This is a genomic window from Brucella sp. 22210 (assembly GCF_052045675.1).
GTDB lineage: Bacteria > Pseudomonadota > Alphaproteobacteria > Rhizobiales > Rhizobiaceae > Brucella.
This window is the reverse complement of record NZ_JBQEPD010000014.1, coordinates 26197-48990: the sequence shown is the minus strand read 5'-3', so window position 1 is coordinate 48990 and position 22794 is coordinate 26197. Positions and strand designations below refer to the sequence as shown.

Sequence of the window (22794 nt, the reverse complement as noted above, 5' to 3'; positions counted from 1 at the left end):
AGCGCGACAAAGTGAAAATCGGGACAGGATTTTCAGAAGTTTCAGGAATGGCGTCAGAACCGCGTGCCACGGTTCGCGCGCACATCGTCGATAGTGCGCTGCAACTCGTCCGCTTCTCCGACCGTATCAGCCCGATTGTTCTCGACTTCCCAGCGCTCGTTCGCTTCACGAATGACGGCGGCAAGTCGCGTTTCGCCATAGGTTTCGAGCACATCTTCGGCTTCTGGTTCGTCCGGTGCCTGCGCTTCTCTCGACGGCTCCACCCTGTTCCCAAACAGGCACGAGAACAGACCGAGCCACAGCCCGCCCAGCAATCCGGCCAGAACCGAATTCTGCAAAGAAACGCCGCGCCAGCCAAAAGAATCCCTAGCAGGCGCAACAAAGCGCACAGCAGCACCGGTTCCGGACAATGTGTCTGTTTCACCTCGCGTTGCCCGCATCAGGCCATCGTCATAAAGTGCCTGTCGCGCGGCCAGATCGCGCTCCATCGCCTGTAGGCGATTGCGATCTTCATCTGTCGCCGGGGGCGCGTTCAACCCGGTCAAGGCGGATGCCGCTTTCTGCTCGTTTTGGACGGCTTTCCGCAGATCGGCCTGAATCAGACTGCGCTGATTGGCAATTTCAGCATCGATTGAAGGTACAACTCTCTCACCCACTTCTTGATAAAGTTCAATGAGTTGAGGTAACGGACCCGACCGCATATCTTCCGGTACGCCAGACTTTGCCAGGCTTTCTGCCGTCATGGTACTTAATCGATTGGCTTCCGCACCGATCCGCGCCGTTTCAGCCTTGGCCTCGGCAAAAGCATTCTCAAGGGCGGATTGATCCTCATCGCCAAAATTCCGACTGGTGCGGAACGCTTCAAAAGCCGCTTTCGCTGTTGTCACATCAGCTTCTAGCGCCTGCAATCGTTGGGGCAGAATGGGATCATTACGCATCGCACCGGTGATACCGGTCAACTGACTGCGAAACGCTTCAGCCACCGCATTGATTAGTGAAATCGCCTTTTCTGATCTGGGTGCCCTCGCCTCGACTGTGACGATGCCACTATCGAGCGCCTGCGAAAATTCCAGATGCGGACGCACAATGTCTGCACCCGTTAGTCCCGCGGGTGTAGAGGGCCCGGCCTCGCCTTCCGCTGTGGTGAATCGATCAAGCGCGTGGCGTAACTGGTCAAGAAGTGGTGGAGGCCCGAAATCCTGCGGCGACTGGATACGCGCCAGTTGGGCAGCACGGTTCAGCACCGCCTCGGATGCAATCTCGCTACGACGTTCGGAAGGAAACACCTGCAAGGATGTCGAAGCACTATAATGCTGCGGCTCAAGAGCTGCATAACCAAGCCCCAGCAACCCGCCCAATATGGTGAAGCCCAGAATGCGGCCCCAACGCAGACGCCAGCGCCCGCGGGGCTTGGCAAGCTGCGCCACGGCGGCTGGAGCGACAACGGCAGACACCGCGTGTTCCGGTTCGGCCTGCCTTTGCAGGTCCGGCGCAGGGACCGCCGTTTGCGGGGCTGTTTCCGGCTCAAGCCTGGACTGCAATTCGGCGCGTATGGCGCTCATGCGCTGGCGCATATCGGCAGCGGGGTCATAGACCGTCGAAGGTGCTGTGGGTTCGCCATCCAGCATTTCCTGCTTGCGGCGTAGAAGTTCGTCACGACGCCTGCGATGCTCGCGCTCGGCCAGCAATTCTTCCGCCAGTTCGGCAGTGGTCTTGGTCGGGCTGAGATCGGGCGTGATGCCCTGAGACCGGGCCAGAAACTCGGGAGCATAAGCTAATAAGGGGCGTACAACAGCAGCTTGTCCCTTGTTGTTTTGCTCAACCATCGCTTTTTCCCGATGCCTATCCAAGCCCATCTACCGGTCCGAATGCCCGGACCATCCGCCTATGATCATGCCATAACACAGACCAAGAGAATTATGGCATCCACCATGGCAAACAAACCGTTAAAATTGTAATTTTCCATAATGATTCATACCGATGCGCGACTGGAGGAAGCCAAGATGCAGCCCAAAATGGAACATCCGGTCGATATGGGACGCCTCGAAGGCATTGTTCAGTTCATTCAGGCAGCAGAACGTCTGAAAAGCACATTGCGTTCCGGCCATACCGCCGAAGGCCGCCCGGAAAGTACCGCCGAACACAGCTGGCGGCTCTGTCTTCTGGTCACGCTTTTCGACAAGGAGCTTGGCGATTGCGACCGCCTGCGCCTTCTCAAAATGTGTCTTGTGCATGATTTGGGCGAGGCGATTTCCGGCGATGTCCCGGCCATTCACCAAAGCGCCGACGATGGCCGCGCCGAGCGTGAAAAGGCCGATCTGATCCAACTATGCGCGCCGCTTCCCGACGATCTTCGTGCGGAAATTCTTGACCTGTGGGCCGATTATAATCGCGGCACCTCTCCGGAAGCGATCTTCGCCAAGGGATTCGACAAGATCGAGACCATGCTGCAGCACAATATCGGGCTAAACCCGCCCGATTTCGATTATGCATTCAATCTCGGCTATGGCCTCAAGCAGACCGAGCGCCACCCGCTATTGCGCCAGTTTCGCACCCTTGTGGATGCGCAAACGGCGCGCAATGCGGATAAGCAGAAGCGATCAGTTTAGCGTCGCGAAATGCCGCAGCGTGAAGACAATCTGGTAGAGCAAGGCGAGTGTGGCAAAGACCGCATGATAACGCCGATTATCCCAGAACATGGCGATGACGCTGAACACGATGAAACAGACCGTCTGAATCGGATATTCGATCCCGTAGAGATGATAGTGATCAACACCTTTCAACAAGGTGTCGAGGACGTCCACCACATGGATCAGCGCCAGAATGCCGAAGAACCATTTGCGCCGTGACAGGAAATAATCGCGATAGCCGGTATATTCCTCCATGCTGTCGGGAAAGAGCAACGTGCATTGCAGGAAATAAAGCCCGGCATAGAAGATAACGAAGAGATATTTTTCGAATGTCCATTGAGGAATAATTCTGAGGCCGAACTCGAACCACCAGAAATGCACCACCGACAGCAGCACGAAGGCCACCCAGGCCATATGCACCGGATAGATTCTCTGCTTGCCGGGATGCTGGATGAAACGCGCAACGCCGGTGAGCAGGCGCGAAACGCACAGGCCCAGAATCATGCCGATGATGATGCGGACGTGGCCGAATGCTTCTGCTGGCGGAATACCAGTAGTCAAAGACGGATCCATTGGCCCCTCAATCCAACCGCGCGGATAAACTTAAAAATCCGCAACTTCCATGCAATTTCCTCAAAACATACTGGTTGATATTTTATGAGGCTTCAATAATTCACGGGCAAGAAAGCTATAGTTTCCGCAGTTTTATGTTTTGTCTGCTCGTATCGATCAAATATGGCCCAGCCGCCTTGCGGATCGCGAAGGCAGAGGTTTATACCCTCTGCAAACAACCTTGGCGCTCCAGCGCCGAAACATTCAGACAGGCGGAACAATCAATATGCAGGATACGGTCATTCTCGTCGGTTGCGGCAATATGGGCTTTGCCATGCTCAAAGGCTGGCTCGACAACGGCATTTTGAAAGCTGGCGACGTTCATGTCGTCGAGCCGACGGATGCGCTTCGCGAGCGTGCTGCGGGCGCTGGCGTTCATGCCTATTCCAGCGCGGAAGCGCTGCCTGCCGACCTCAAGCCACGCATGATCCTCGTTGCCGTCAAGCCGCAGGTTATGAACGCTGTGCTGCCTGCCTATAAGCGCTTTGCGCCAGCCGCCACCTTTGTCAGCGTTGCAGCAGGCATCCCGGTTGCGCTGTTCGAGACGCATCTGGGCCACGATGCAGCCATCCTCCGCTGCATGCCCAATACGCCTGCCGCCATCGGCAAGGGCATGATGGTGACCTTCAAGAACGCCAATGTGACTGCCGATAATGAAGCTTTCGTCGCACGCCTGCTCGCCACTTCAGGCAAGGTCGCAAGCGTCGACGAAGAAGCGCTGATGGATGCCGTCACGGCGGTTTCGGGTTCCGGCCCGGCCTATGTGTTCCACTTCATCGAAGCCTTGACCGATGCCGGTGTCACCGCTGGCCTGCCGCGCGAAACGGCAGGGCTTCTTGCCATGCAGACCGTGATGGGTGCAGGCGCGCTTGCCGACGCCAGCACAGACACTCCGTCGAAACTGCGCGAGCAGGTGACGAGCCCGAACGGCACCACGGCGGCGGCTCTGGAAGTGCTGATGGGTGGCGACCGTCTCAAGACGCTTGTTGCCGAAGCGGTTGAAGCAGCGCGCAAGCGTTCCGTGGAACTCGGCAAGGCCTAATCAGCCAGTCTCGGCACCGCTTCGATCAGCGCTCTGGTGACAGGCGCTTGCGGTGTCAGGATCAGCTCCTGCGTCGGGCGGTTTTCAACGATCCGCCCGCACTCCATCACCGCAATGCGATCCGCCATAAGTGCTGCAACCGCAAGATCATGGGTGATGAAGAGATAAGCCGTCTGTTCGGCCCTTTGTATCTCCCGCAACAGGTCGAGAATTGCGCCGCGCACCGTCACATCGAGCGCGGAAACCGCTTCATCCAGCACGATCAGTGAAGGGGATGTCGCAAGCGCGCGAGCAATGGCCACGCGCTGCCGCTGGCCGCCGGAAATTTCGTGCACCCCACGCCGCGCAAGCGCCGGATCAAGCCCGACCTTTTCCAAAAGTCCCGCAATATCGCGTTTGATTCCGTGAATGCGCAGCGGTTCGTGCAGAAGATCGCTGACGCTGGCGCGGGGATTGAAAGCGGATAGTGGGTCCTGAAATACCATCTGCATGTGCGCGCGTTGCCTGCGCAGTACAGCACCTTGCAATGCCAGCCAATCCTCGCCTTCGAAACGGATCGCCCCGCTTTCCAGTGGGTGCAGGCGCAGCAAAGTACGTGCAAGCGTGGATTTGCCGCTGCCCGACGGACCGACCAGCGCCAGCGTTTGACCCTTGGCGATCTCAAGGCCGACATGGTCGAGCACCAATGCACCGCCATAACGCGCCACCAGCCCGTCAGCCTGCAACAAGGTCTCAGCCATGGGGCGTCAACTCCAATGCAGGCACAGCGGCAATCAGCGCGCGCGTATAGTCCGTCTGCGGTGTGTCGATGATCGCGCGCGTTTCGCCGCTTTCCACAAGCGCACCCCGGCGAAAGACTGCGATATGATCCGCAAGCCCCGAGGCGAGTGCAATATCATGCGTGATGAAGATCAGCGTCATGCCGTCTTCACGCACCAGTTTGCGCAGCAGCGCAACGATTTCCTTTTGAACGATGGTGTCGAGCGCGCTTGTCGGCTCGTCAGCGATCAGCACGCGCGGATTGGCAGCAATGGCGAGCGCTATGGCGATACGCTGCTTTTGCCCGCCGGAAAACTGATGCGGATAGCGGTGAAAACTCCGCTCCGCATCGGGGATATGCACGCGCTCAAGCAGGGCGAGCGCCCGCTCCTTTGCAGCAGAACTGTCCAGCTTTTCGTGGGCGCGAATGGTTTCGACCAATTGCGCGCCGATGCTCATCAGCGGGTCGAAGCTCGATGCCGGGTCCTGAAAGACAAAGCCGATATCACGACCGGGCTTCATCGGCCCATCCGCCCATGCGATGCGCCCCGATACCCGCGCATTGGCAGGCAGAAGTCCGGCCAGCGCCAGCGCCAGCGTGCTTTTGCCAGAGCCACTTTCGCCGATAATGGCGAGCGTTTTGCCCGCCTCTATATCAAGCTGGACATTGCCCAGCGCCGTTTCGCGTCCATAGGTGACGGAGAGATTTTCCAGCTGCACAAGCAGGCTCATGATTGCACCTCGCGCCGTGTAGCTGCGGCCGTCACGCCCTCGCCCGCCAGATAGACGCCGACGACGGTTAATGCCAATGCCAGTCCCGGCACAATCGAAAGCCACGGCGCGGAGCGCAGCACCGTCCGGCCTTCCGCAATCATGCCGCCCCAAGTGACCCGGTTCGGATCACCCAGCCCCAGAAAGGACAGTGCCGCCTCGATCAATATGGCCGAAGCGACGATCACCGGCACCAGCGCCAGAACCGGCGGCAAGGCATTGGGCAAGATCTGACGAAAGGCGATCTCCAGCGGATGCATGCCGATGGTGCGAGCCGACGACACATAGTCGCGTTCGCGGATGGATAGTACCTGCCCGCGTGTCAGCCGTGCTGCCTGCGTCCAGCTCGAAAGCACGATTGCCGCCACCAGAACCGGCAATGACGGCCCGGCAAGACTGACCAGCGCCAACGCCAAGAGAAAGCCGGGCACGGTTTGAAACGCCTCGGTGATCCGCATCAGGATTTCATCGACAATCCCGCCTGCAAAGCCTGCCAGCACGCCGACCGCACTGCCGACAAGGATGGAGGCCAAAGCCGCCGCAAGCCCGACAATCAGCGAGGTGCGCCCGCCATGGAAAAGCTCGGCCACCACATCGCGCCCGAGCCGGTCTGTACCGAGCGGAAAGGCGCTATTGTCGAACGGTGACAGCAAGGGGACGGCGACAATCCGGAGTGGATCACCGGGGAAGAGAAGCGGCGCCAGCAGCGCAGCTGCGACGAGGATCGTCAGGATGATCGAACCCGCCAGACCCTCACCGGTTTTGAGGCTGCGCAGAAAAACCTTCATGTGCGGGCCTTTCCTGACGCCCGCTGGGCAATACGCGGATCGAGCCAGACATAGAGAAGGTCGACAAGGAAATTGACCACGATCACCATGATCGCGCTTGTGAGAATGACGCCCAGAAGCAAGGGCGTATCGCGGCTTGCCACGGCTTCCTGCGCCAATCGCCCGAGGCCGGGAACTGCAAAGACGCTTTCAATCACCACGCTGCCGCCCAACATGCTGGCCGCCTGCAATCCGAGCAGGGTGACCAGCGGCAACAGCGCATTGCGCGCCACATGGCGCAACACGATGCGCGGTCGCGAAATGCCGCGCGCGCGCAAAGCCCGCACAAAATCCATACGCCATATGTCAGCCATCGCAGCGCGCATGACACGCAGATAAAGCGCCAGATAAATCAGCGCCAGTGACACAACCGGCAGCAGCAGATGACGCGCTATATCGCCTGCCCGCGCCAAACCCTGCTTGCCCGATGCAATCGTTTCGATACCGCTCGATGGCAACCAGCGCAGCCGGATTGAAAACAGAATGACCAGCACCAGCGCCAGCCAGAAGCCCGGAATGGCATAGAGCACGAGAGAGGTGATCGACAGAAACCGATCCCGGAAACTGCCGGGTCTTGCGCCTGCGACAAGCCCAAGCAAAGTGCCGACGGCAAAGGACAGCGCCGTCGCCGCGCCCATGAGCAGAAGCGTATTGGGCAACCGCTCCAGAATGACGCCAAGGATAGGCCGGTTGAAACTGACCGACCAGCCGAGATTGCCCTGCACGAGAGAGGCGAGATAGGCGGCAAGCCGATGCCAGACCGACTGATCCAATCCCCACCGGGCGCGCATATCCGCTATCTGCGCAGCATCACCGCCAAAGCTGACGGCATAGGCGTCAACCGCATCGCCGGGGGCAAGTTCCAGCATCAGAAAACAGCCGACAACGACAATCAGCAGCACAAGAATGCTGCCGATCAAACGTTTCCGGAGAAGGGTTAGAATCTGCGCCACGCCGCGACGATACAATCAACACGCTGTTTCGTCACCGTTCTATCGCGGTTCAACCCAGGTATCGGCCCAGTTGGAAACAGCCCAGCGCGGATTGTTGGAAACATTCTTCACCCGCTCACTGGCAACCGTGATGAAACCCCATTCGGCAACATTGATAAGCGGCAGGTCCGCTTCCACTTTTTGCTGAAACTGATGGTAAAGCGCCGTGCGTTTCTTCTCATCGATTTCGCGCGCTGCAGCGGCAATCAGGGTATCCAGTTCTGCATTGGCATAGCCACCCTGATTGGAGAATGGCACACCCGCTGGAATGCCGCTTTCAACCAGAATAGTGGTGGAGATAGCCGGATCGCCACGATAGACGGTTGGCGCAATAGCAAGGTCGAAGTCGTGGTCGGTATAGACCGCCTTCTGATGCGCCGCCGCGTCGTTGTTGACGATGCGCGCATCAATGCCAATCGCGGCCAGAGCCTGGCGCAGATAATCACCGAACTGCCTCGTCTCATTGAAATAAGGCGCGGGCAGCAGCTTCAGCGCGAAGCGTGTTCCGCCATCGCCCCGCTTGTAGCCCGCCTCGTCCAGCAGCGCATTCGCCTTGGCCACATCAAACGGATAGGACGGCACATCATCCGTATAGAACTGGCTGTCATAGCGCGGCACCGGGCCGGTCGAAGTCTTGGCATAGCCGAGGAATATGGTGTTGACCACAAAGTCACGATCGATCGCATGAGCAATCGCCTGACGAACCTTCAGATCGGCCAGCTCCTTGCGGCGATGATTGATTTCCACCACGAGCTGATAGGTCAGCGCCTCATAGCCCTTGGAAACAACCGTCAGCCCCGGCACTTTCGAAATGCGGTCAAGGTCGGCCAGCGGCACGGCGGAGAACGCCGCCAGATCAATCTCTTCGGCCTCCAGCGCTCCGGCTGCGGCAGCCCGGTCGGGCAGAACACGATAGACGATCTCGTCGAGATAAGGCTCGCCCTCGCCCCAATAGGCATCGTTCCGGACCAGCCGGTAATATTCGCCGGTCTTGTGCTCCGCATATTTGAACGGTCCCGTGCCGATAAGCTTTTCATTGGCCGGATTGGCCGCAATATCGGTTCCCGCGAAAACATGTTTCGGCAGAACAGCAGTCAGCGCTGGAAGAGCGTTGCGTATGAGCTGGAACGGCGTCGGCTCCGAGAAATGAAAGACGGCAGTATGATCGTCCGGCGTTTCCACCTTTTCCAGCGCCTTGAACACAACGCGACCAAGATTTTGCAATGGCTTCCAGACTTCAAGGGCCGAAAAAGCCACATCTGCCGCCGTAAACGGCGTGCCGTCATGCCATTTCACGCCTTCGCGCAGGCGAAATGTTACCGTCAGCCCGTCAGCCGAGCCGTCCCAGGCCGTGGCCAGACGTGGGTTCAAACCGTTTTCGCCGTCGAAAGAGGCTTCGGCCAAGGGCTCGACGATCTTGCTTGCAACGAAGAACACGCCATTGGAAGCGACGATGGCCGGGTTGAGATTACGTGGTTCGGAGTCCGCAGCCACGACAAGCCGTCCGCCCTTCTGCACGTCGCCAGCTGCCCGCGCCCATTTCGGAATTGCGATTGATGCGGCCAGAAAGGTCGAGCCGACCAGAAAAGCTCTTCGCGACGTGGTGAATTGAGACATGACCCCTCCGGCCTCGCATTTTTCTTCCTGTCGGCATATTTCTATCGCAGCCACCTGCAAATGACAGGGTCAAATCCTGTCACCACGACAATAAATATTGAAAATCATTTCCTTTTTTAAAATTTTGACCAATAGATCAATGCAGTATAATCCAATTATATGCTCGCTGATTGTTCAGTATTACCCAGAATATTGCTGAATTAATTTTTCACATAATGCCTATCTTAAGAAATTCTCCCCTTGCCAAACAGGCGCCTTTGCATAGATCATGGTTAATTATGTGTTGTCGCATTTCGTGAGGAGCGAACACGATCAGCACATGACGACAGGAGAATACCCCACTCCTGTTTCACCCACTTGCAGGCCCGACAGGAAAATCCGGCTGCGAGTTTTTTGAAGCTGAACCACATTGGAAGAGAGGAAACAGAAATGACTAGTTTGCTGCCCCCGCTTCATGACGGTCACGCACCGATCTATCTTCATCATGCATTTCAGGATGCAGTTGACGCTTATGAAGATTGGACTTTGGAATCGGCCGAGCCGGTTGTTCAGGTCAATGGCAAGATTACGCGTATCAGCGTTGTCTTCCGCCGCCTGTGGAGCTGCACCGACATGGTGCCGCGCCACACGCTGGAAGCATTGAAGGATATCGTTCCGTCGACACTGGTGCATGCGGAACGCTGGAAAGAAAACGCAACTTTTTCGGAAGCCGCCCATGTCATGCGCGCGGCTTTGGAACGGCGTAAGGCACGACGGCTCCCTGTCGTGTGCTAATATTTTGAAAACAGCCAGGCGGGCGGGTTCATCCCCGCCCGCTTTTTTGTGCACGAAAGGTCGAACACGGAAAGTATGATCTTTTTCAGCCGGAACGATCCCTTTATTAGCAATCAATAAGCCTCCCAAGCCCCATACAAATCATCTCAGGAGTTCCGATGCGTAAGCTGCTTACCGCCGCCCTCATTCTCGCTTTCTGCACAGCCGGATCGGCGATGGCAAAAACCATACGCGTCGGCGTCACGCCCGGCCCGCATGCCCAGATCATGGAAAAGGTCAAGGAAGTGGCCGCTGCCAAGGGGTTGGAAATCGATATTCAGGAATTTTCCGATTACGTCATTCCAAACATGGCGCTGGCCGACGGCGCGATAGAAGCCAATTCATTCCAGCATCAGCCCTATCTCGACAATCAGGTTGCCGACCGCAAGTTCGACATTGTGAGCGTGGCGCAGTCCGTCAACTTCCCGATGGGCATGTACTCCAAAAAGCTCAAGAACATCTCCGAACTCGCCGATGGTGCAACGGTGGCGATCCCCAACGATCCGACCAATGGCGCTCGCGCCCTTCTGGTTCTGGCCGATAACGGCCTGATCAAGATCGATCCGGCCAAGGGTTTGCGCGCCAGCGTTATCGACGTGACCGAAAACCCGAAGAACCTCAAATTCGTCGAGCTTGATGCAGCACAATTGCCGCGCTCGCTGGAGGATGTCGAGGCCGCCGTCATCAACACCAACTATGCGATGGAAGCTGGCCTTAACCCGGCCAAGGATCCACTGATCCGCGAGGGCGAAAAGGCGCCCTATTTCAACATCATCGCCGTGCGCACCGCCGACAAGGATGCTGACTGGGTCAAGGAACTTGTCAGCGCCTATCACAGCCCTGAAGTGAAGGCCTTCATCGAAGAAACCTTCAAGGGCTCGGTTCAGCCGTCCTGGTAAGCGGCTTCGCCCGACGCTAGAGCGGTTCCGATTAAAATGGAATCGTGGAACCGCTCTATCTATTTGTTTTTACGCATTATCCTACGCAAAACCGCTACGCACTTTTGCTGGAAATGCTCTATCGCAAAAGAAAAACGCCGGCCCGAGAGTATCGGACCGGCGTTTTTCTTTGACGGAATAAATAGATTCAGAGCTTGCGGAACCGCACGCGTGCGCTGCGCTCGATGGCGGCGACGGTCAGTTCGTCCAGCGTCCAGCGGTCGCGCAACATCTGGAGAAACTCAAGCTCTTCCTGCTCGACATGCAGATCGGCGGCGGCGACTTCAACCGCCAGCGCATAGGCCGTGTCGTAGAGCTTTTCCGGCAGTGCGTCGTGGGCAAGGTCGAGGATCTTTTCCAGACCGTCTTCATCGGCCAGCAGCGCATAGCACTCATTGGCGAGGCGCGGCAGCTCGGCCGTATCGAACCCACGGAACACCGGAAGGCGCGTCACCACATTGCCGATGGACTCCAGTTCCGCATCGGTCACGGTTGTATCGGCAGCCGACGTCGTGATCATGATGTAGACGAGCGCATCCTGCGGCGAGATTTTCTTCATCGGGTACTCCTCAGCAACACGAGAGCATTTCCAGCAAAAGTGCGTAGCGGTTTTGCGTAGGATAATGCGTAAAAACAAACAGATAGAGCGGCTCTACGATTCCGTTTTAACCGAAACCGCTCTATGATAGGAATCAGCGTTTCCGGTTACAATTTGCGGGAAAGTTAGGAAGCCTCCTGCGGTTACGCAAGGAAATTCCGCACCAGCCGTTGACGACACGGGGTTGGCGCGCCATAGAGCATAAGCACGAATTTGTGCACCGTTTTTCAAAAATCACGCCCTTCACAGGATATCAGGATAAAACCATGACCTCGCATCGTCTGCCCGAAATCACGCTGACCCCGGAACTGACCGCGGCGGCTGCAGACGTGAAAGCATGGCCCTTTGAAGAGGCGAAGAAAATCCTCAAGCGCTATGCCAAGACCGGCCTGCCGGACACGGTGATCTTCGAAACGGGCTATGGCCCGTCGGGCCTGCCGCATATTGGCACCTTCGGCGAAGTGGCCCGCACCTCGATGGTGCGCCATGCCTTCCGCGTTCTGACGGAAGACAAGGTGAAGACGCGCCTGATCTGCTTCTCCGACGATCTCGACGGCATGCGCAAGATTCCGGACAATGTGCCGGACAAGGCCGCTCTTGAGCCTTATCTGCAAATGCCGCTTTCGTCGGTGCCGAACCCTTTTGGCGGCGAATACAAGAGCTTTGCCGAGCATAACAATGCCATGCTCTGCCGCTTCCTCGACACTTTCGGCTTCGACTATGAATTCGCAAGCGCGACGGAATATTACAAGTCCGGCAAGTTCGATGCCGTGCTGCTCAAGGCCGTCGAGCGCTATGACGACATCATGAAGGTCATGCTGCCGACGCTCGGCGAAGAGCGTCAGGCGACCTATAGCCCGTTCCTGCCGATTTCGCCCAAGTCGGGCCGCGTGCTCTACGTGCCGATGAAGAAGGTCGACGCCAGGGCTGGCACGATCACTTTCGACGATGACGGCGTTGAAACAACCCTTCCCGTCACGGGCGGTAATGTGAAGCTACAGTGGAAGCCGGATTTCGGCATGCGCTGGGCAGCACTCGGCGTCGACTTCGAAATGTTCGGCAAGGATCACCAGACCAATTCGGAAATCTATGACCGTATCTGTGTCATCCTCGGCGGACGTGCGCCAGAACATTTCGTCTACGAACTGTTTCTCGACCAGCTCGGCCAGAAGATTTCCAAGTCCAAGGGCAACGGCATCTCGATCGATGAATGGCTTTCCTATGCACCGACCGAAAGCCTTGCACTTTACAATTTTCAGAAGCCGAAGACGGCAAAGCGCCTCTATTTCGATGTCATCCCGAAGGCGGTGGACGAGTATTTCACCTATCTTTCGGCTTATGACCGTCAGGAATGGAAAGACCGCCTGAACAATCCGGTCTGGCATATCCATTACGGTAACCCGCCCAAGGTCAACCTGCCGGTTACCTTTGCCCTGATGCTCAATCTGGTCAGCGCTTCGAATGCGGAAAGCCCATCGGTTCTGTGGGGTTTCATCTCGCGCCACGCACCGGGCGTCACGCCGGAAAACAATCCGGAGCTGGATGCGCTCGTCGGTTACGCGATCCGTTACTTCAACGATTTCGTCAAGCCGACCAAGCAGTTCCGCGCACCGGACGATGTGGAGCGCGCTGCACTGGAAGCGCTGGATGCCAAGCTCGGAACCCTGCCTGCCGGGACCGATGGCAACGACATCCAGAACGCCATTCTGGACGTCGCCCGCGCCATCGAGCGCTATCAGGATCACACCAAGAAAAGCCCGGAAGGCGGCCCCGGCGTGTCGGTTTCCTTCTTCCAGATGCTCTATGAAGTGCTGATCGGTCAGGAACGCGGGCCCCGCTTCGGCTCCTTCGTCGCGCTTTACGGCATCGACGAAACCCGCGCCCTGATCAAAAAGGCGCTGGCTGGCGAACTGGCCTGATCCGACATCATCAACGAAAAGCCCCGCAGCCACCCGGCGCGGGGCTTTTTCTGTATCTGAAATCATCGCCGTGGTTTGCCCTGATTGACTCTGCTCCTCACAGTAGGTAGTACGGTCTACCTACTGTGAGGAACCCGAGATGACAACCGTTCAAACTCCTTTTCCGGCTTCGACGGAAAGCGCGCGCGAAAAGCTGCTCAACGCCGCTGCCGTCCTTTTCTACAATCATGGGATTGGCGGAACCGGCATCGATGCGATCGTTGAAAAGGCAGGCGTTGCCAAGAAGAGCCTCTATAACAATTTTGCGTCCAAAGCCGATCTCGTGAACCAGTATCTCGAAGTGCGCCATGCCGAATGGCTGGGCCTTTACGATATGCGCCTGCAACAGGCGGTCACGCCACAGGAAAAGGTTCTCGCGATTTTCGACGCCTATCAGGACCACGCCGAATTTGCTTATGAGCACGGGTTTCGCGGGTGCGGTTTGTTGAATGCCGCAGCCGAACTGACCGTTGGCGATATCGGCCGTCAGGCCGTGAAAAATCACAAGCGTGAAGTTGAAGCCTTGCTGGCGGGCCATTTGGCAGAACTGCTGCCGGAAGCGCCCGAGCGGGCGGCGGCACTGGCCCGGACATTATCCTTTCTGCTGGAAGGAGCGATGTCGCGTGCCGGACTTGAGGGAAACAGCACCTGTATTCAGGAAGCGCGGGCAATGGCATCGGACATGCTGGGGACATTATGAGCACTTCATCCCGCAACTATGCGATTGGCGTCGCCGCCATTCTGTTTTCCTCCGCAGTCTGGGGCACGACCGGCACAGCGGCCACCTTTGCCCCGGAAGTGGGTGCTGCTGCCATCGGCGCAGCCGCCATGGGTGTGGGCGGACTGATGCAGGCCGTTCTCGCCGGACGCGGCATTGTGCGCGCATTGCCGCAGCTGGCCCAGCACCGGCGCAATCTCGCCCTGGGCGGACTGGCCGTCGCCATTTACCCGCTCGCATTCTACGCCTCGATGCGCATGGCTGGCGTGACCATTGGAACCGTCGTAACGCTCGGTTCAGCACCACTGCTGTCCGCCTTGATTGAGTATGCGTTCGACGGTTCGCGCTTGTCGCGGCAATGGTTGTGGGGGGCCATCATCGGGCTGCTCGGCATGATCCTCATATCAGTCGCCGAGGGATCGGCGCATAGCGGCATTCAAACCGGAAGCTCTGTGCTGATCGGCATTGGTCTCGGACTGGTCGGCGGTTTGACCTACGCGCTCTATTCATGGACGGCGCGTGGGCTGATCCTGAGCGGTATACATTCATCCGTAGCGATGGGCGCGACCTTCGGCATTGGCGGCCTGTTGTTGATGCCGGTCCTGCTGATGACCGGTGCGCCCTTTCTCGCCTCATGGAACAATGCCGCTGTCGGCATTTACATGGCCGCGGTGCCGATGTTCCTCGGCTATGTCTGCTTCGGCATCGGCCTTGCGCGTGTTCCCGTCAGCATGGCAACGACGATCACACTGGTCGAGCCGGTTATCGCCGCGCTGCTGGCCGTAGTCATCGTGGGAGAACGTCTCCCAGCTATGGGCTGGCTGGGCGTTGCGCTGGTCATCGCGTGCCTGATTGTCATCACCATTCCGCTGAAAACAGTGTCACGCAGGAGCCCGAAGGCAATAGCGGAAGCCTAGTTTGCTGGTGCAGGTGTCGGCGCCGCCGGCGCTGGAGGAAACTCGCCCTGCTGCGGAGAAGGTGAGGACGGTTGCGGCTCCGTTTCTGGCGCGAGCGGCGACGGATTGTTCAGACCATTGCCCGTGTCAGGCTCAAGGCTCTGCAAGGAAGCATCCGGCTTGTCTCCGAAAATGCCGAGACGCGCATCTTCCGCCTTGCGGCCCGCATCAGCATAGGTGCCGTCTGGCGCGGCCTTGGCCCAGCCATTTGTCACCAGCCATTCGGCGGCATCGTCATTGCCCAGTTTGCAGACAGTGGCGATAGCAGCACCGCTGTCATTCTGCGGAAGGCGGCACATAATGGCGCGCGAACGCAGCCATTGCCGGAAAGCGGTCCGCGCCTGCATGCCGCAAGGCCAGCTTTCCCCCGCTGCCGTTTGGCAAGTCTGCTCGACCGGCACAACCTCGATACCCTGCAAATCAATAAGGCGACCCTGACTTTCAAGCCGCCCTGCTGCGACGGCGACGGGGCGTTGCAGAAGCTGCATGTCCTCGTTCTCGCCAACCTGTGCGAGTGGCTGGGTGTTCGTCTCGGTCGGCGCGACGGGTTCCGGCGACTTTGGCGAGGCGGCCAATCCCAGATCGCTGAGCGGCGGGCGCGGCGCTTCACGCTGAAGCCCGTTTGCCTCATCGCTGGAATTGCCTGATGGCGCATCTTGCTGTTCACCCGCAGGCGGGGTCTGGGTCTTTGCGTCGGCGTTGCTATCCGGTTCGTTATAATCGAACTGTTCGACAACGATGCCATTGCCGGAACCGCCATTTGGCTTCGCCGCATCGCCATCACTGGTGATCACCTGAACCGGCCCCTCAAGCGCGCCGTAAAAAGGGGCAATGAAAGCTGCGGCCACCAGCGCGCCGGTCAATGCGGCGAGACTGCCATAAACGATGCGCGAATGGCTTCTCGCGTTTTTCATCTGCGACTGCGCCATTACTGGCTTGCCCATAGAATTCTGGCGATCCATTCCACATCCTTGGTTTCAAAGCTGCGGTTTGAATGCTCTGGATTGAGCGAATGCAATTCGATTGTACGTGGTGTCTGGCGATAAAGGATTTTGGCCATGACTTCTCCATCCTTGGTTCGCACCACCACGCGGTCGCCGCGACGCACCGGCGCATTGGGCGCGACGATCAACGTATCGCCGTCACGGTAAAGGGGCAACATGCTGTCGCCCGAAACTTCCAGCGCATACACACCTTCGCTGTCGCCCACCGGAAATTCCACAATGTCCCAGCCCTGTCCCGCGGGAAAACCGGCATCGTCGAAATAACCGCCTGCACCGGCCTCCGCCATGCCCAGAAGCGGGATCGGCTGCGGGTCCTGCAAATATTCGCCGAAACCCTGGTTCGCAGTACCGCTGCCGCCCATCAGGCGCGTGAGTTCTTCAAAGCTCGCGCCGGTGGCTTCCATCACCTTGGCAAGCGACTCTGTCGAGGGCCAGCGCGCGCGTCCATCGGCAGCGTAACGCTTGGATTTGTTGAAGGTCGTAGGGTCAAGACCTGCACGGCGGGCAAGCCCCGATGCACTCAGGGAATAACGCTCGGCCAACGCGTCTATCGCCGCCCAGATGCTGTCGTGAGAAAACATGGTATGATCCGCCAATTTCGGGTCGGTCTCTTCCCACGACGAACTCGGACCATGGGGGACGCGCCGCTTAGGATTTTAAACCTATAACTTGTGCCGACTTTTGCCAGAACCTACCGAAAATTGGGGTTTTGCGCAAGATGCACGAATTGACAGGGAAAATTTTCTTATTTAGCGGTCGCCGAAAAGTGGGGGCAATAAAAAAGCGCGGTGTTTTCACACCGCGCTTTTCAGATTTTCAGGGATTAAGCGTCAAGCTGCTTTCTTGGTTTCGCCCTTGTAGGGGTTGAACCGCTGGTAGAAGCTTTCGCCGTTCTCGGCCATATCGAGAAGCAGCTTCGGGGCCTTGAACTGCTGGCCGTATTTCTTCTGCAACTCCTTGGCAAGCTTGACGAATTTCTTCGCGCCCATGCCATCGATATAGGACAGCGTGCCGCCCGTATAAGGTGCAAAACCGAAAGCCAGGATCGAGCCGACATCCGCCTCGCGCGGATCGGTGACAATGCCTTCTTCCATCACGCGGGAAGCTTCCAGAGCGATGGTGACGAGGAAGCGTTCCTTCAGCTCCTTCACATCGATCTTGTCCGGGTCTTGCTGCGGATAGAGATCCTTGAGGCCAGCCCAGAGATGCTTCTTGGCAGGTTTGGCCGGATATTCGTAGAATCCCTTGCCATTCTTGCGGCCTTTGCGGTCGAACTCGTTGACGAGCCTGTCCACCAGCTCGACATGGCGCGGATCGACAGCCTTTTCGCCAAGATCGGCAAGCGTTGCCTTGAGGATCTTCTGCGAGAGATCGATGGCGGTTTCGTCATTGAGTGCCAGCGGACCAACGGGCATACCGGCCATGCGGGCGGCATTTTCGATCATCGCAGCCGGAACGCCTTCCACCAGCATGTTGTAGGCTTCCGACATATAGCGCAGCACGCAACGATTGACGTAGAAGCCGCGCGTGTCGTTGACAACAATCGGCGTCTTCTTGATCGCGCGGACATAATCGAGCGCGACGGCCAAAGCCTTGTCGGAGGTCTTCTTGCCGAGGATCACTTCCACCAGCATCATCTTGTCGACCGGCGAGAAGAAGTGAATGCCGATGAAGTTTTTCGGACGCTTCGAGACCTTGGCGAGACCGCTGATCGGCAGGGTCGAGGTGTTCGACGCAAAAATCGCCGAAGACTTCAGCACTTCCTCGGCCTTCTCGGTCGCAACGCGCTTGACTTCGCGGTCTTCGAACACGGCTTCAATCACCAGATCGGCACCGTCGAGTTCAGCATAATCAGGCGTTGCGGTGATGAGCGACAGGAGCTTTTCCTTGTCGGCCTCGGTGGCACGGCCCTTCTGCATTTCCTTGGTCACGAGATCAGCCGTATGGGCCTTGCCCTTGTCGGCGGCTTCCTGATCGCGGTCGATCAGCACCACCGGAATGCCCGCCTTGGCGGTGACATAGGCAATACCCGCACCCATGAAGCCAGCGCCGATGACGCCGATCTTCTTGAGCTTGGTCGGCTTTTCATCCGCCGGGCGGCGTGCGCCCTTGTTCAGTTCTTGCAACGACACGAACAGCGAACGGATCATCATGCCCGCTTCGGTCGTCTGGAGGATTTCGGTGAAATAGCGCTGCTCAATCTTGAGGCCGGTATCGAAAGGCACCAGAAGGCCTTCGTAAACCGACTTCAGAATTGCGAGCGCCGCCGGGTAATTGCCGGAAGTTTCGCGACGCAGAATGGCAGTCGCAGCAGGCCAGAGATTGGCACCGGCAGCCGAATAGATCGCGTCGCCCGGCAGCTTGAAGCCCTTTTCATCCCATGGCTGAACCGGCTTGAGGCCGCCCTTGATGAGCTTCTTGGCGGTTTCAACCAGCTTCTTTGCCGGAGCGACTTCCGTGACGAGACCCATTGCCTTGGCGCGCTGCGCCGTCAGGCTGGAGCCGGTCGTCATCATCTGGAGTGCATCCTGCTGGTTGGCAAGACGCGGAACGCGCTGCGTACCACCAGCGCCCGGGAACAGGCCGACCTTCACTTCCGGCAGCGCCAGCTTGACGCCCGGCGCATCCGACACAACACGCGCATGGCAGGAAAGCGACATTTCAAACGCGCCACCCATGCAGGTGCCATTGATAGCCGAAACCCACGGCTTGCCGCTGGTTTCCAGCTTGCGGAACAGACCACTCATCTTGCCGACATTGTCGAACAGAGACTGGACCGCGCCCTGTGGGTCCTTGGCCTTCTGCTTCTGGAACTCCTTGAACATGCCTTCGAGCATGGTCAGGTCGGCACCGCCGGAGAAGCTTTCCTTGCCGGACGTGATGACCACGCCCTTGATCTTGTCGTCCGCGACCACCGCATCGATGATGGCGTTCAGTTCCTGCATCACCTCGACGGTGAACACATTCATCGACTTTTCAGGCATGTCCCAGGTGACGAGGGCAATGCCGTCGGCGTCGGTCTCAACTTTGAAATTCGTGTAAGCCATTCGTAAAAACCTCCCTCGCTTTATACGCGCTCGATGATCGTCGCCGTGCCCATGCCGGCACCGATGCACAACGTCACCAGCGCGGTGTTGAGATCGCGGCGTTCCAGCTCATCCAGCACCGTACCGAGGATCATCGCGCCGGTTGCACCGAGCGGATGGCCCATAGCAATCGCGCCGCCATTGACGTTGATCTTGTCGTGCGGAATATCGAAGGCCTGCATGTAGCGCAGGACCACAGCGGCGAAAGCTTCGTTGAGTTCGAACAGATCAATATCCGAAATCTTCAGCTTGGCCTGTTTGAGCAGCTTTTCCGTTACATCAACCGGGCCGGTCAGCATCAGCGCCGGGTCGGAGCCGATATTGGCGAAAGCGCGGATACGGGCGCGCGGCTTGATGTCGAATGCCTTGCCAGCCTTCTTGGAGCCAACCAGAACGCCCGCCGCACCGTCGACGATGCCCGACGAATTACCGGCATGGTGGACGTGATTGACGGTTTCGATTTCCGGGTGAGCCTGAATGCCGACAGCATTGAAGCCGCCCATTTCGCCCGGCATCACAAAGGACGGGTTCAACTGTCCAAGCGCCTGCATGTCGGTCGTCGGGCGCATATGCTCGTCATGATCGAGAATGGTCAGACCGTTCTGATCCTTGATCGAAATGACCGAATTCTTGAAATAGCCCTTTTCCCACGACTTGGCGGCGCGCTTCTGGCTTTCGACAGCATAGGCATCGACATCATCGCGGCTGAAACCGTATTTCGTGGCGATCAGATCGGCGGACACGCCCTGCGGCATGAAATAGCCGGGGAAGCCGACCGATGGGTCCATGTACCAGGCACCGCCCGACATGCCCATGCCGACGCGGGACATACTTTCAACGCCGCCAGCAACCACCAGTTCGTCCGCGCCGAAGGCGACCTTCGCGGCAGCCAGATTGATGGCGTCGAGACCGGAGGCGCAGAAGCGCGAAATCTGGATGCCCGGAGCCTTGAAGTCGTAACCGGCTTCGAAAGCGGCAGAGCGCGGAATGACGGCACCGGCTTCACCGACCGGATCGACACAGCCGAAAATAATGTCATCGACCTTTGCGGTATCGATGCCGTTGCGGTCGCGCAGGGATTCCAGAACCTTCGCGCCCAAACGCACGGCAGGCACTTCGTGCAGGCTACCGTCCTTCTTGCCGCGCCCGCGCGGCGTCCGCACGTGATCGTAAATATAAGCCTCAGCCATTTTTTCTCCTTCCCGCCGGGTCCGAAGAACCCGGCCTAACCTTTAAAATGTCAGCAGAAAATCAGAACGCGTCCGCAGGCAGCGCCATCATGCTATCCGCACCCGACTGGATGCGCGCCAGATGAGCGGCACTTTCCGGCATAATACGCTCGAAATAGTACCGTGCAGTGACGAGTTTCGCTTCAAGATAAGCCTTGTTGCCTTCGCCTGCCGCCAGCTTTTCTTCTGCGACCTTGGCCATGCGGCCCCACATCAGCCCCAGCGCGACCAGACCGAACAGATGCATATAATCATTGGACGCAGCACCGGCATTGTCGGGCTTCGCCATTGCATTCTGCATCAGCCACATGGTGGCGGCCTGAAGATCGTTGAGACCTTTCTTCAGATACTTGGTGAAGAAGGACAGCTTTTCATTGTCGCGATTGGCTTCGCAGAATTCGCCCACTTCCTTGAAGAAGGTCGTAACGGCACGGCCGCCATTCAGCGCCAGTTTGCGACCGACGAGATCGAGCGCCTGAATACCGTTGGCACCTTCATAGATCATGGCGATACGCGCATCGCGCACATACTGGCTCATGCCGTGTTCTTCGATATAGCCGTGGCCACCGAAGACCTGCTGCGCCATGACGGCATGTTCAAAACCCTTGTCGGTCAGAACGCCTTTCAGAACCGGCGTGAGCAGACCGACCAGATCGTCGGCGGCCTGACGCTCGGCCTCGTCACCGGAGCGGTGCGCAATGTCGGAGTTGAGCGCCGTCCAGAGGATGAACGCGCGGCCTGCCTCGTTGAAAGCGCGGATCGTCATCAGGTTACGACGGATATCCGGATGCACGATAATCGGATCGGCCTTCTTTTCCGGCTCTTTCGCGCCGGAAAGGGCGCGGCCCTGAATGCGCTCGCGGGCATAGATCGCTGCATTCTGATAGGCGGTTTCGGCAATCGAAAGCCCCTGCAAGGCAACGCCCAGACGCGCTTCATTCATCATGGTGAACATGGCGCGCAGACCCTTATGCGCCTCACCGATCAGAAAGCCGGTCGCCTCGTCATAATTCATGACGCAGGTGGAATTGCCGTGAATGCCCATCTTTTCTTCGATGGAACCACAGGAAACACCGTTGCGTGTGCCTGGATTGCCATTTTCATCCAGAATGAACTTCGGCACGATGAAGAGCGAAATGCCTTTCACGCCTTCCGGTGCACCGTCGATACGGGCGAGCACCAGATGGATGATGTTGTCCGACATGTCGTGTTCGCCAGCCGAGATGAAAATCTTCTGACCGGAAATCTTGTAGGAGCCGTCGCCCTGCGGCGCAGCACTGGTGCGCAGGAGACCCAGATCCGTGCCGCAATGCGGCTCGGTCAGGTTCATCGTGCCGGTCCAGGTGCCTTCCACCATCTTCGGCAGATAGGCATCCTTCTGCTCATCGGTGCCGTGCGCGAGGATTGCGGCAATCGCACCCTGCGTCAGGCCGGGATACATGGTGAGCGCCATATTGGCCGACGACATATATTCGCCAACTGCGGTGTGCAGCAGATAAGGCAGGCCCTGGCCGCCATATTGCTCCGGCACGGCGAGGCCGAGCCAGCCGCCTTCGCGGTAAAGATCGAAGGCTTCCTTGAAACCTTTCGGCGTGGTGACGCTGCCATCGGAGGCGCGCTTGCAGCCTGCGCGGTCACCGCTGTGATTGACCGGAAACAGGGTGCCTTCAGCGAGCTTCGCACCTTCCGACAGGATCGCTTCGACCACGTCGGGCGACGCGTCGGCAAAGCCCGGCAGATTGTTGTAACGCTGATAGTTCAGAACGTCGTTGAGTACGAAATTCGTATCTTCAACGGGCGCGCGATAGCTCGGCATCAAAATCCTCCAAATTCATCACCTGAGCCAGCCCCGCGATAGACGGATACCGGCTCCAAACCGCGTTTCACACCTGCTGCCTGCTTTATTAGAAAAACATCGTGACAGCCGATATGTTGCAACAAAAAAGGATGTTCTCACTCGAAAACCTGCCATTTTTGCAGCATTCTGGCCAGCCTCAACCCAAACTTAGGTCGAGCCGGACCAGTTCGGACTCAAAACTAGCGCAGTTTGACGTTTCCGTAAACGTCAAAATTTCGCGAGCTGTGAGCAGATGTCTGCCATCTGCTTTTGCGATTTGATTTCGTGTTTGGGAAATGTGCGAGATCCGAAGCGCTGATGCTTCCGTTGCGCATACAATAGTCGCGCAATCTGCCTGATTGCGCAACCGAGACATCAACTTCAGATCGGGTTAAGGGATGCCCCCC

20 protein-coding genes are annotated in these 22794 nt (G+C 58.1%); 7 read left to right on the top strand and 13 right to left on the bottom strand.

Features of this window, described 5'->3' with window-relative positions; genetic code table 11:
- Positions 1-53: 53 nt before the first annotated feature.
- The gene (locus ACTJKP_RS17155; protein ID WP_440631528.1) at positions 54-1826 is read right to left on the bottom strand and encodes a lipopolysaccharide biosynthesis protein; all 1773 of its coding nucleotides are present in this window, start codon (positions 1824-1826) and stop codon (positions 54-56) included.
- A 177-nt stretch (positions 1827-2003) separates the two neighbouring features.
- Here ACTJKP_RS17155 and ACTJKP_RS17150 point away from each other — a divergent pair, with 177 nt between their 5' ends.
- A complete protein-coding gene (locus ACTJKP_RS17150) occupies positions 2004-2609 on the top strand; it encodes an HD domain-containing protein (protein ID WP_440631527.1) in 606 nt (201 codons plus the stop codon).
- On the opposite strand, the gene ACTJKP_RS17145 is transcribed toward ACTJKP_RS17150, so the two are convergent.
- Complete coding sequence (locus ACTJKP_RS17145) at positions 2601-3203, bottom strand: hypothetical protein (protein ID WP_078339821.1); 603 nt, start codon at positions 3201-3203, stop codon at positions 2601-2603. The genes ACTJKP_RS17150 and ACTJKP_RS17145 overlap by 9 nt on opposite strands.
- Before the next feature lie 265 nt (positions 3204-3468).
- Between ACTJKP_RS17145 and proC the strand changes: the two genes are divergently transcribed.
- Positions 3469-4284, top strand: coding sequence for a pyrroline-5-carboxylate reductase (proC, locus tag ACTJKP_RS17140; protein ID WP_440631526.1), 816 nt, complete (start codon positions 3469-3471; stop codon positions 4282-4284).
- Here the strand turns inward: proC and ACTJKP_RS17135 are convergent.
- From ACTJKP_RS17135 to ACTJKP_RS17115, 5 genes are read right to left on the bottom strand one after another with little or no spacing between them, the layout of a single operon-like run.
- Positions 4281-5024, bottom strand: coding sequence for an ABC transporter ATP-binding protein (locus ACTJKP_RS17135; RefSeq protein ID WP_440631525.1), 744 nt, complete (start codon positions 5022-5024; stop codon positions 4281-4283). The genes proC and ACTJKP_RS17135 overlap by 4 nt on opposite strands.
- Positions 5017-5775, bottom strand: coding sequence for an ABC transporter ATP-binding protein (locus ACTJKP_RS17130; protein WP_440631524.1), 759 nt, complete (start codon positions 5773-5775; stop codon positions 5017-5019). The genes ACTJKP_RS17135 and ACTJKP_RS17130 overlap by 8 nt, the downstream gene beginning before the upstream one ends.
- Entirely contained in the window at positions 5772-6602 is an 831-nt protein-coding gene (locus ACTJKP_RS17125; protein ID WP_440631523.1) for an ABC transporter permease, read from the bottom strand. Before ACTJKP_RS17125 ends, ACTJKP_RS17130 begins: the two co-directional genes overlap by 4 nt.
- Positions 6599-7594 (bottom strand): ABC transporter permease, encoded by a 996-nt coding sequence (locus ACTJKP_RS17120; protein WP_440631582.1) that lies wholly within the window; start codon positions 7592-7594, stop codon positions 6599-6601. The genes ACTJKP_RS17125 and ACTJKP_RS17120 overlap by 4 nt, the downstream gene beginning before the upstream one ends.
- A gap of 39 nt (positions 7595-7633) precedes the next feature.
- Entirely contained in the window at positions 7634-9250 is a 1617-nt protein-coding gene (locus ACTJKP_RS17115) for an ABC transporter substrate-binding protein (protein ID WP_440631522.1), read from the bottom strand.
- 429 nt (positions 9251-9679) lie between these two features.
- Here ACTJKP_RS17115 and ACTJKP_RS17110 point away from each other — a divergent pair, with 429 nt between their 5' ends.
- Positions 9680-10024, top strand: coding sequence for a hypothetical protein (locus ACTJKP_RS17110; protein ID WP_078339854.1), 345 nt, complete (start codon positions 9680-9682; stop codon positions 10022-10024).
- 158 nt (positions 10025-10182) lie between these two features.
- Positions 10183-10962 carry a MetQ/NlpA family ABC transporter substrate-binding protein gene (locus ACTJKP_RS17105; protein WP_078339828.1) on the top strand — a complete coding sequence of 260 codons (780 nt, stop codon included), beginning with the start codon at positions 10183-10185 and terminating at the stop codon, positions 10960-10962.
- Positions 10963-11149: 187 nt separating this feature from the next.
- Here ACTJKP_RS17105 and ACTJKP_RS17100 read toward each other — a convergent pair whose 3' ends face one another.
- Positions 11150-11560 (bottom strand): tellurite resistance TerB family protein, encoded by a 411-nt coding sequence (locus ACTJKP_RS17100; protein WP_078339829.1) that lies wholly within the window; start codon positions 11558-11560, stop codon positions 11150-11152.
- 305 nt (positions 11561-11865) lie between these two features.
- Here ACTJKP_RS17100 and ACTJKP_RS17095 point away from each other — a divergent pair, with 305 nt between their 5' ends.
- The 3 genes from ACTJKP_RS17095 to ACTJKP_RS17085 all read left to right on the top strand — a co-directional run bounded on the left by ACTJKP_RS17095 (position 11866) and on the right by ACTJKP_RS17085 (position 15192).
- The gene (locus ACTJKP_RS17095) at positions 11866-13518 is read left to right on the top strand and encodes a lysine--tRNA ligase (RefSeq protein ID WP_440631521.1); all 1653 of its coding nucleotides are present in this window, start codon (positions 11866-11868) and stop codon (positions 13516-13518) included.
- A gap of 139 nt (positions 13519-13657) precedes the next feature.
- On the top strand, positions 13658-14257 hold the full coding sequence (locus tag ACTJKP_RS17090; RefSeq protein WP_151591751.1) for a TetR/AcrR family transcriptional regulator: 600 nt from the start codon (positions 13658-13660) through the stop codon (positions 14255-14257).
- The gene (locus tag ACTJKP_RS17085; protein WP_440631520.1) at positions 14254-15192 is read left to right on the top strand and encodes a DMT family transporter; all 939 of its coding nucleotides are present in this window, start codon (positions 14254-14256) and stop codon (positions 15190-15192) included. The genes ACTJKP_RS17090 and ACTJKP_RS17085 overlap by 4 nt, the downstream gene beginning before the upstream one ends.
- On the opposite strand, the gene ACTJKP_RS17080 is transcribed toward ACTJKP_RS17085, so the two are convergent.
- The 5 genes from ACTJKP_RS17080 to ACTJKP_RS17060 all read right to left on the bottom strand — a co-directional run bounded on the left by ACTJKP_RS17080 (position 15189) and on the right by ACTJKP_RS17060 (position 22366).
- Complete coding sequence (locus ACTJKP_RS17080) at positions 15189-16160, bottom strand: thermonuclease family protein (protein WP_440631581.1); 972 nt, start codon at positions 16158-16160, stop codon at positions 15189-15191. The genes ACTJKP_RS17085 and ACTJKP_RS17080 overlap by 4 nt on opposite strands.
- Positions 16160-16816: a S24 family peptidase gene (locus ACTJKP_RS17075; protein WP_078339834.1), complete on the bottom strand. Its 657-nt coding sequence runs from the start codon at positions 16814-16816 to the stop codon at positions 16160-16162. Before ACTJKP_RS17075 ends, ACTJKP_RS17080 begins: the two co-directional genes overlap by 1 nt.
- Positions 16817-17065: 249 nt before the next feature.
- The gene (locus ACTJKP_RS17070; protein WP_440631519.1) at positions 17066-19282 is read right to left on the bottom strand and encodes an FAD-dependent oxidoreductase; all 2217 of its coding nucleotides are present in this window, start codon (positions 19280-19282) and stop codon (positions 17066-17068) included.
- A 20-nt stretch (positions 19283-19302) separates the two neighbouring features.
- A complete protein-coding gene (locus tag ACTJKP_RS17065) occupies positions 19303-20511 on the bottom strand; it encodes an acetyl-CoA C-acetyltransferase (protein WP_280993236.1) in 1209 nt (402 codons plus the stop codon).
- A 61-nt stretch (positions 20512-20572) separates the two neighbouring features.
- Positions 20573-22366: an acyl-CoA dehydrogenase C-terminal domain-containing protein gene (locus tag ACTJKP_RS17060; RefSeq protein WP_440631518.1), complete on the bottom strand. Its 1794-nt coding sequence runs from the start codon at positions 22364-22366 to the stop codon at positions 20573-20575.
- Positions 22367-22794 lie beyond the last annotated feature (428 nt).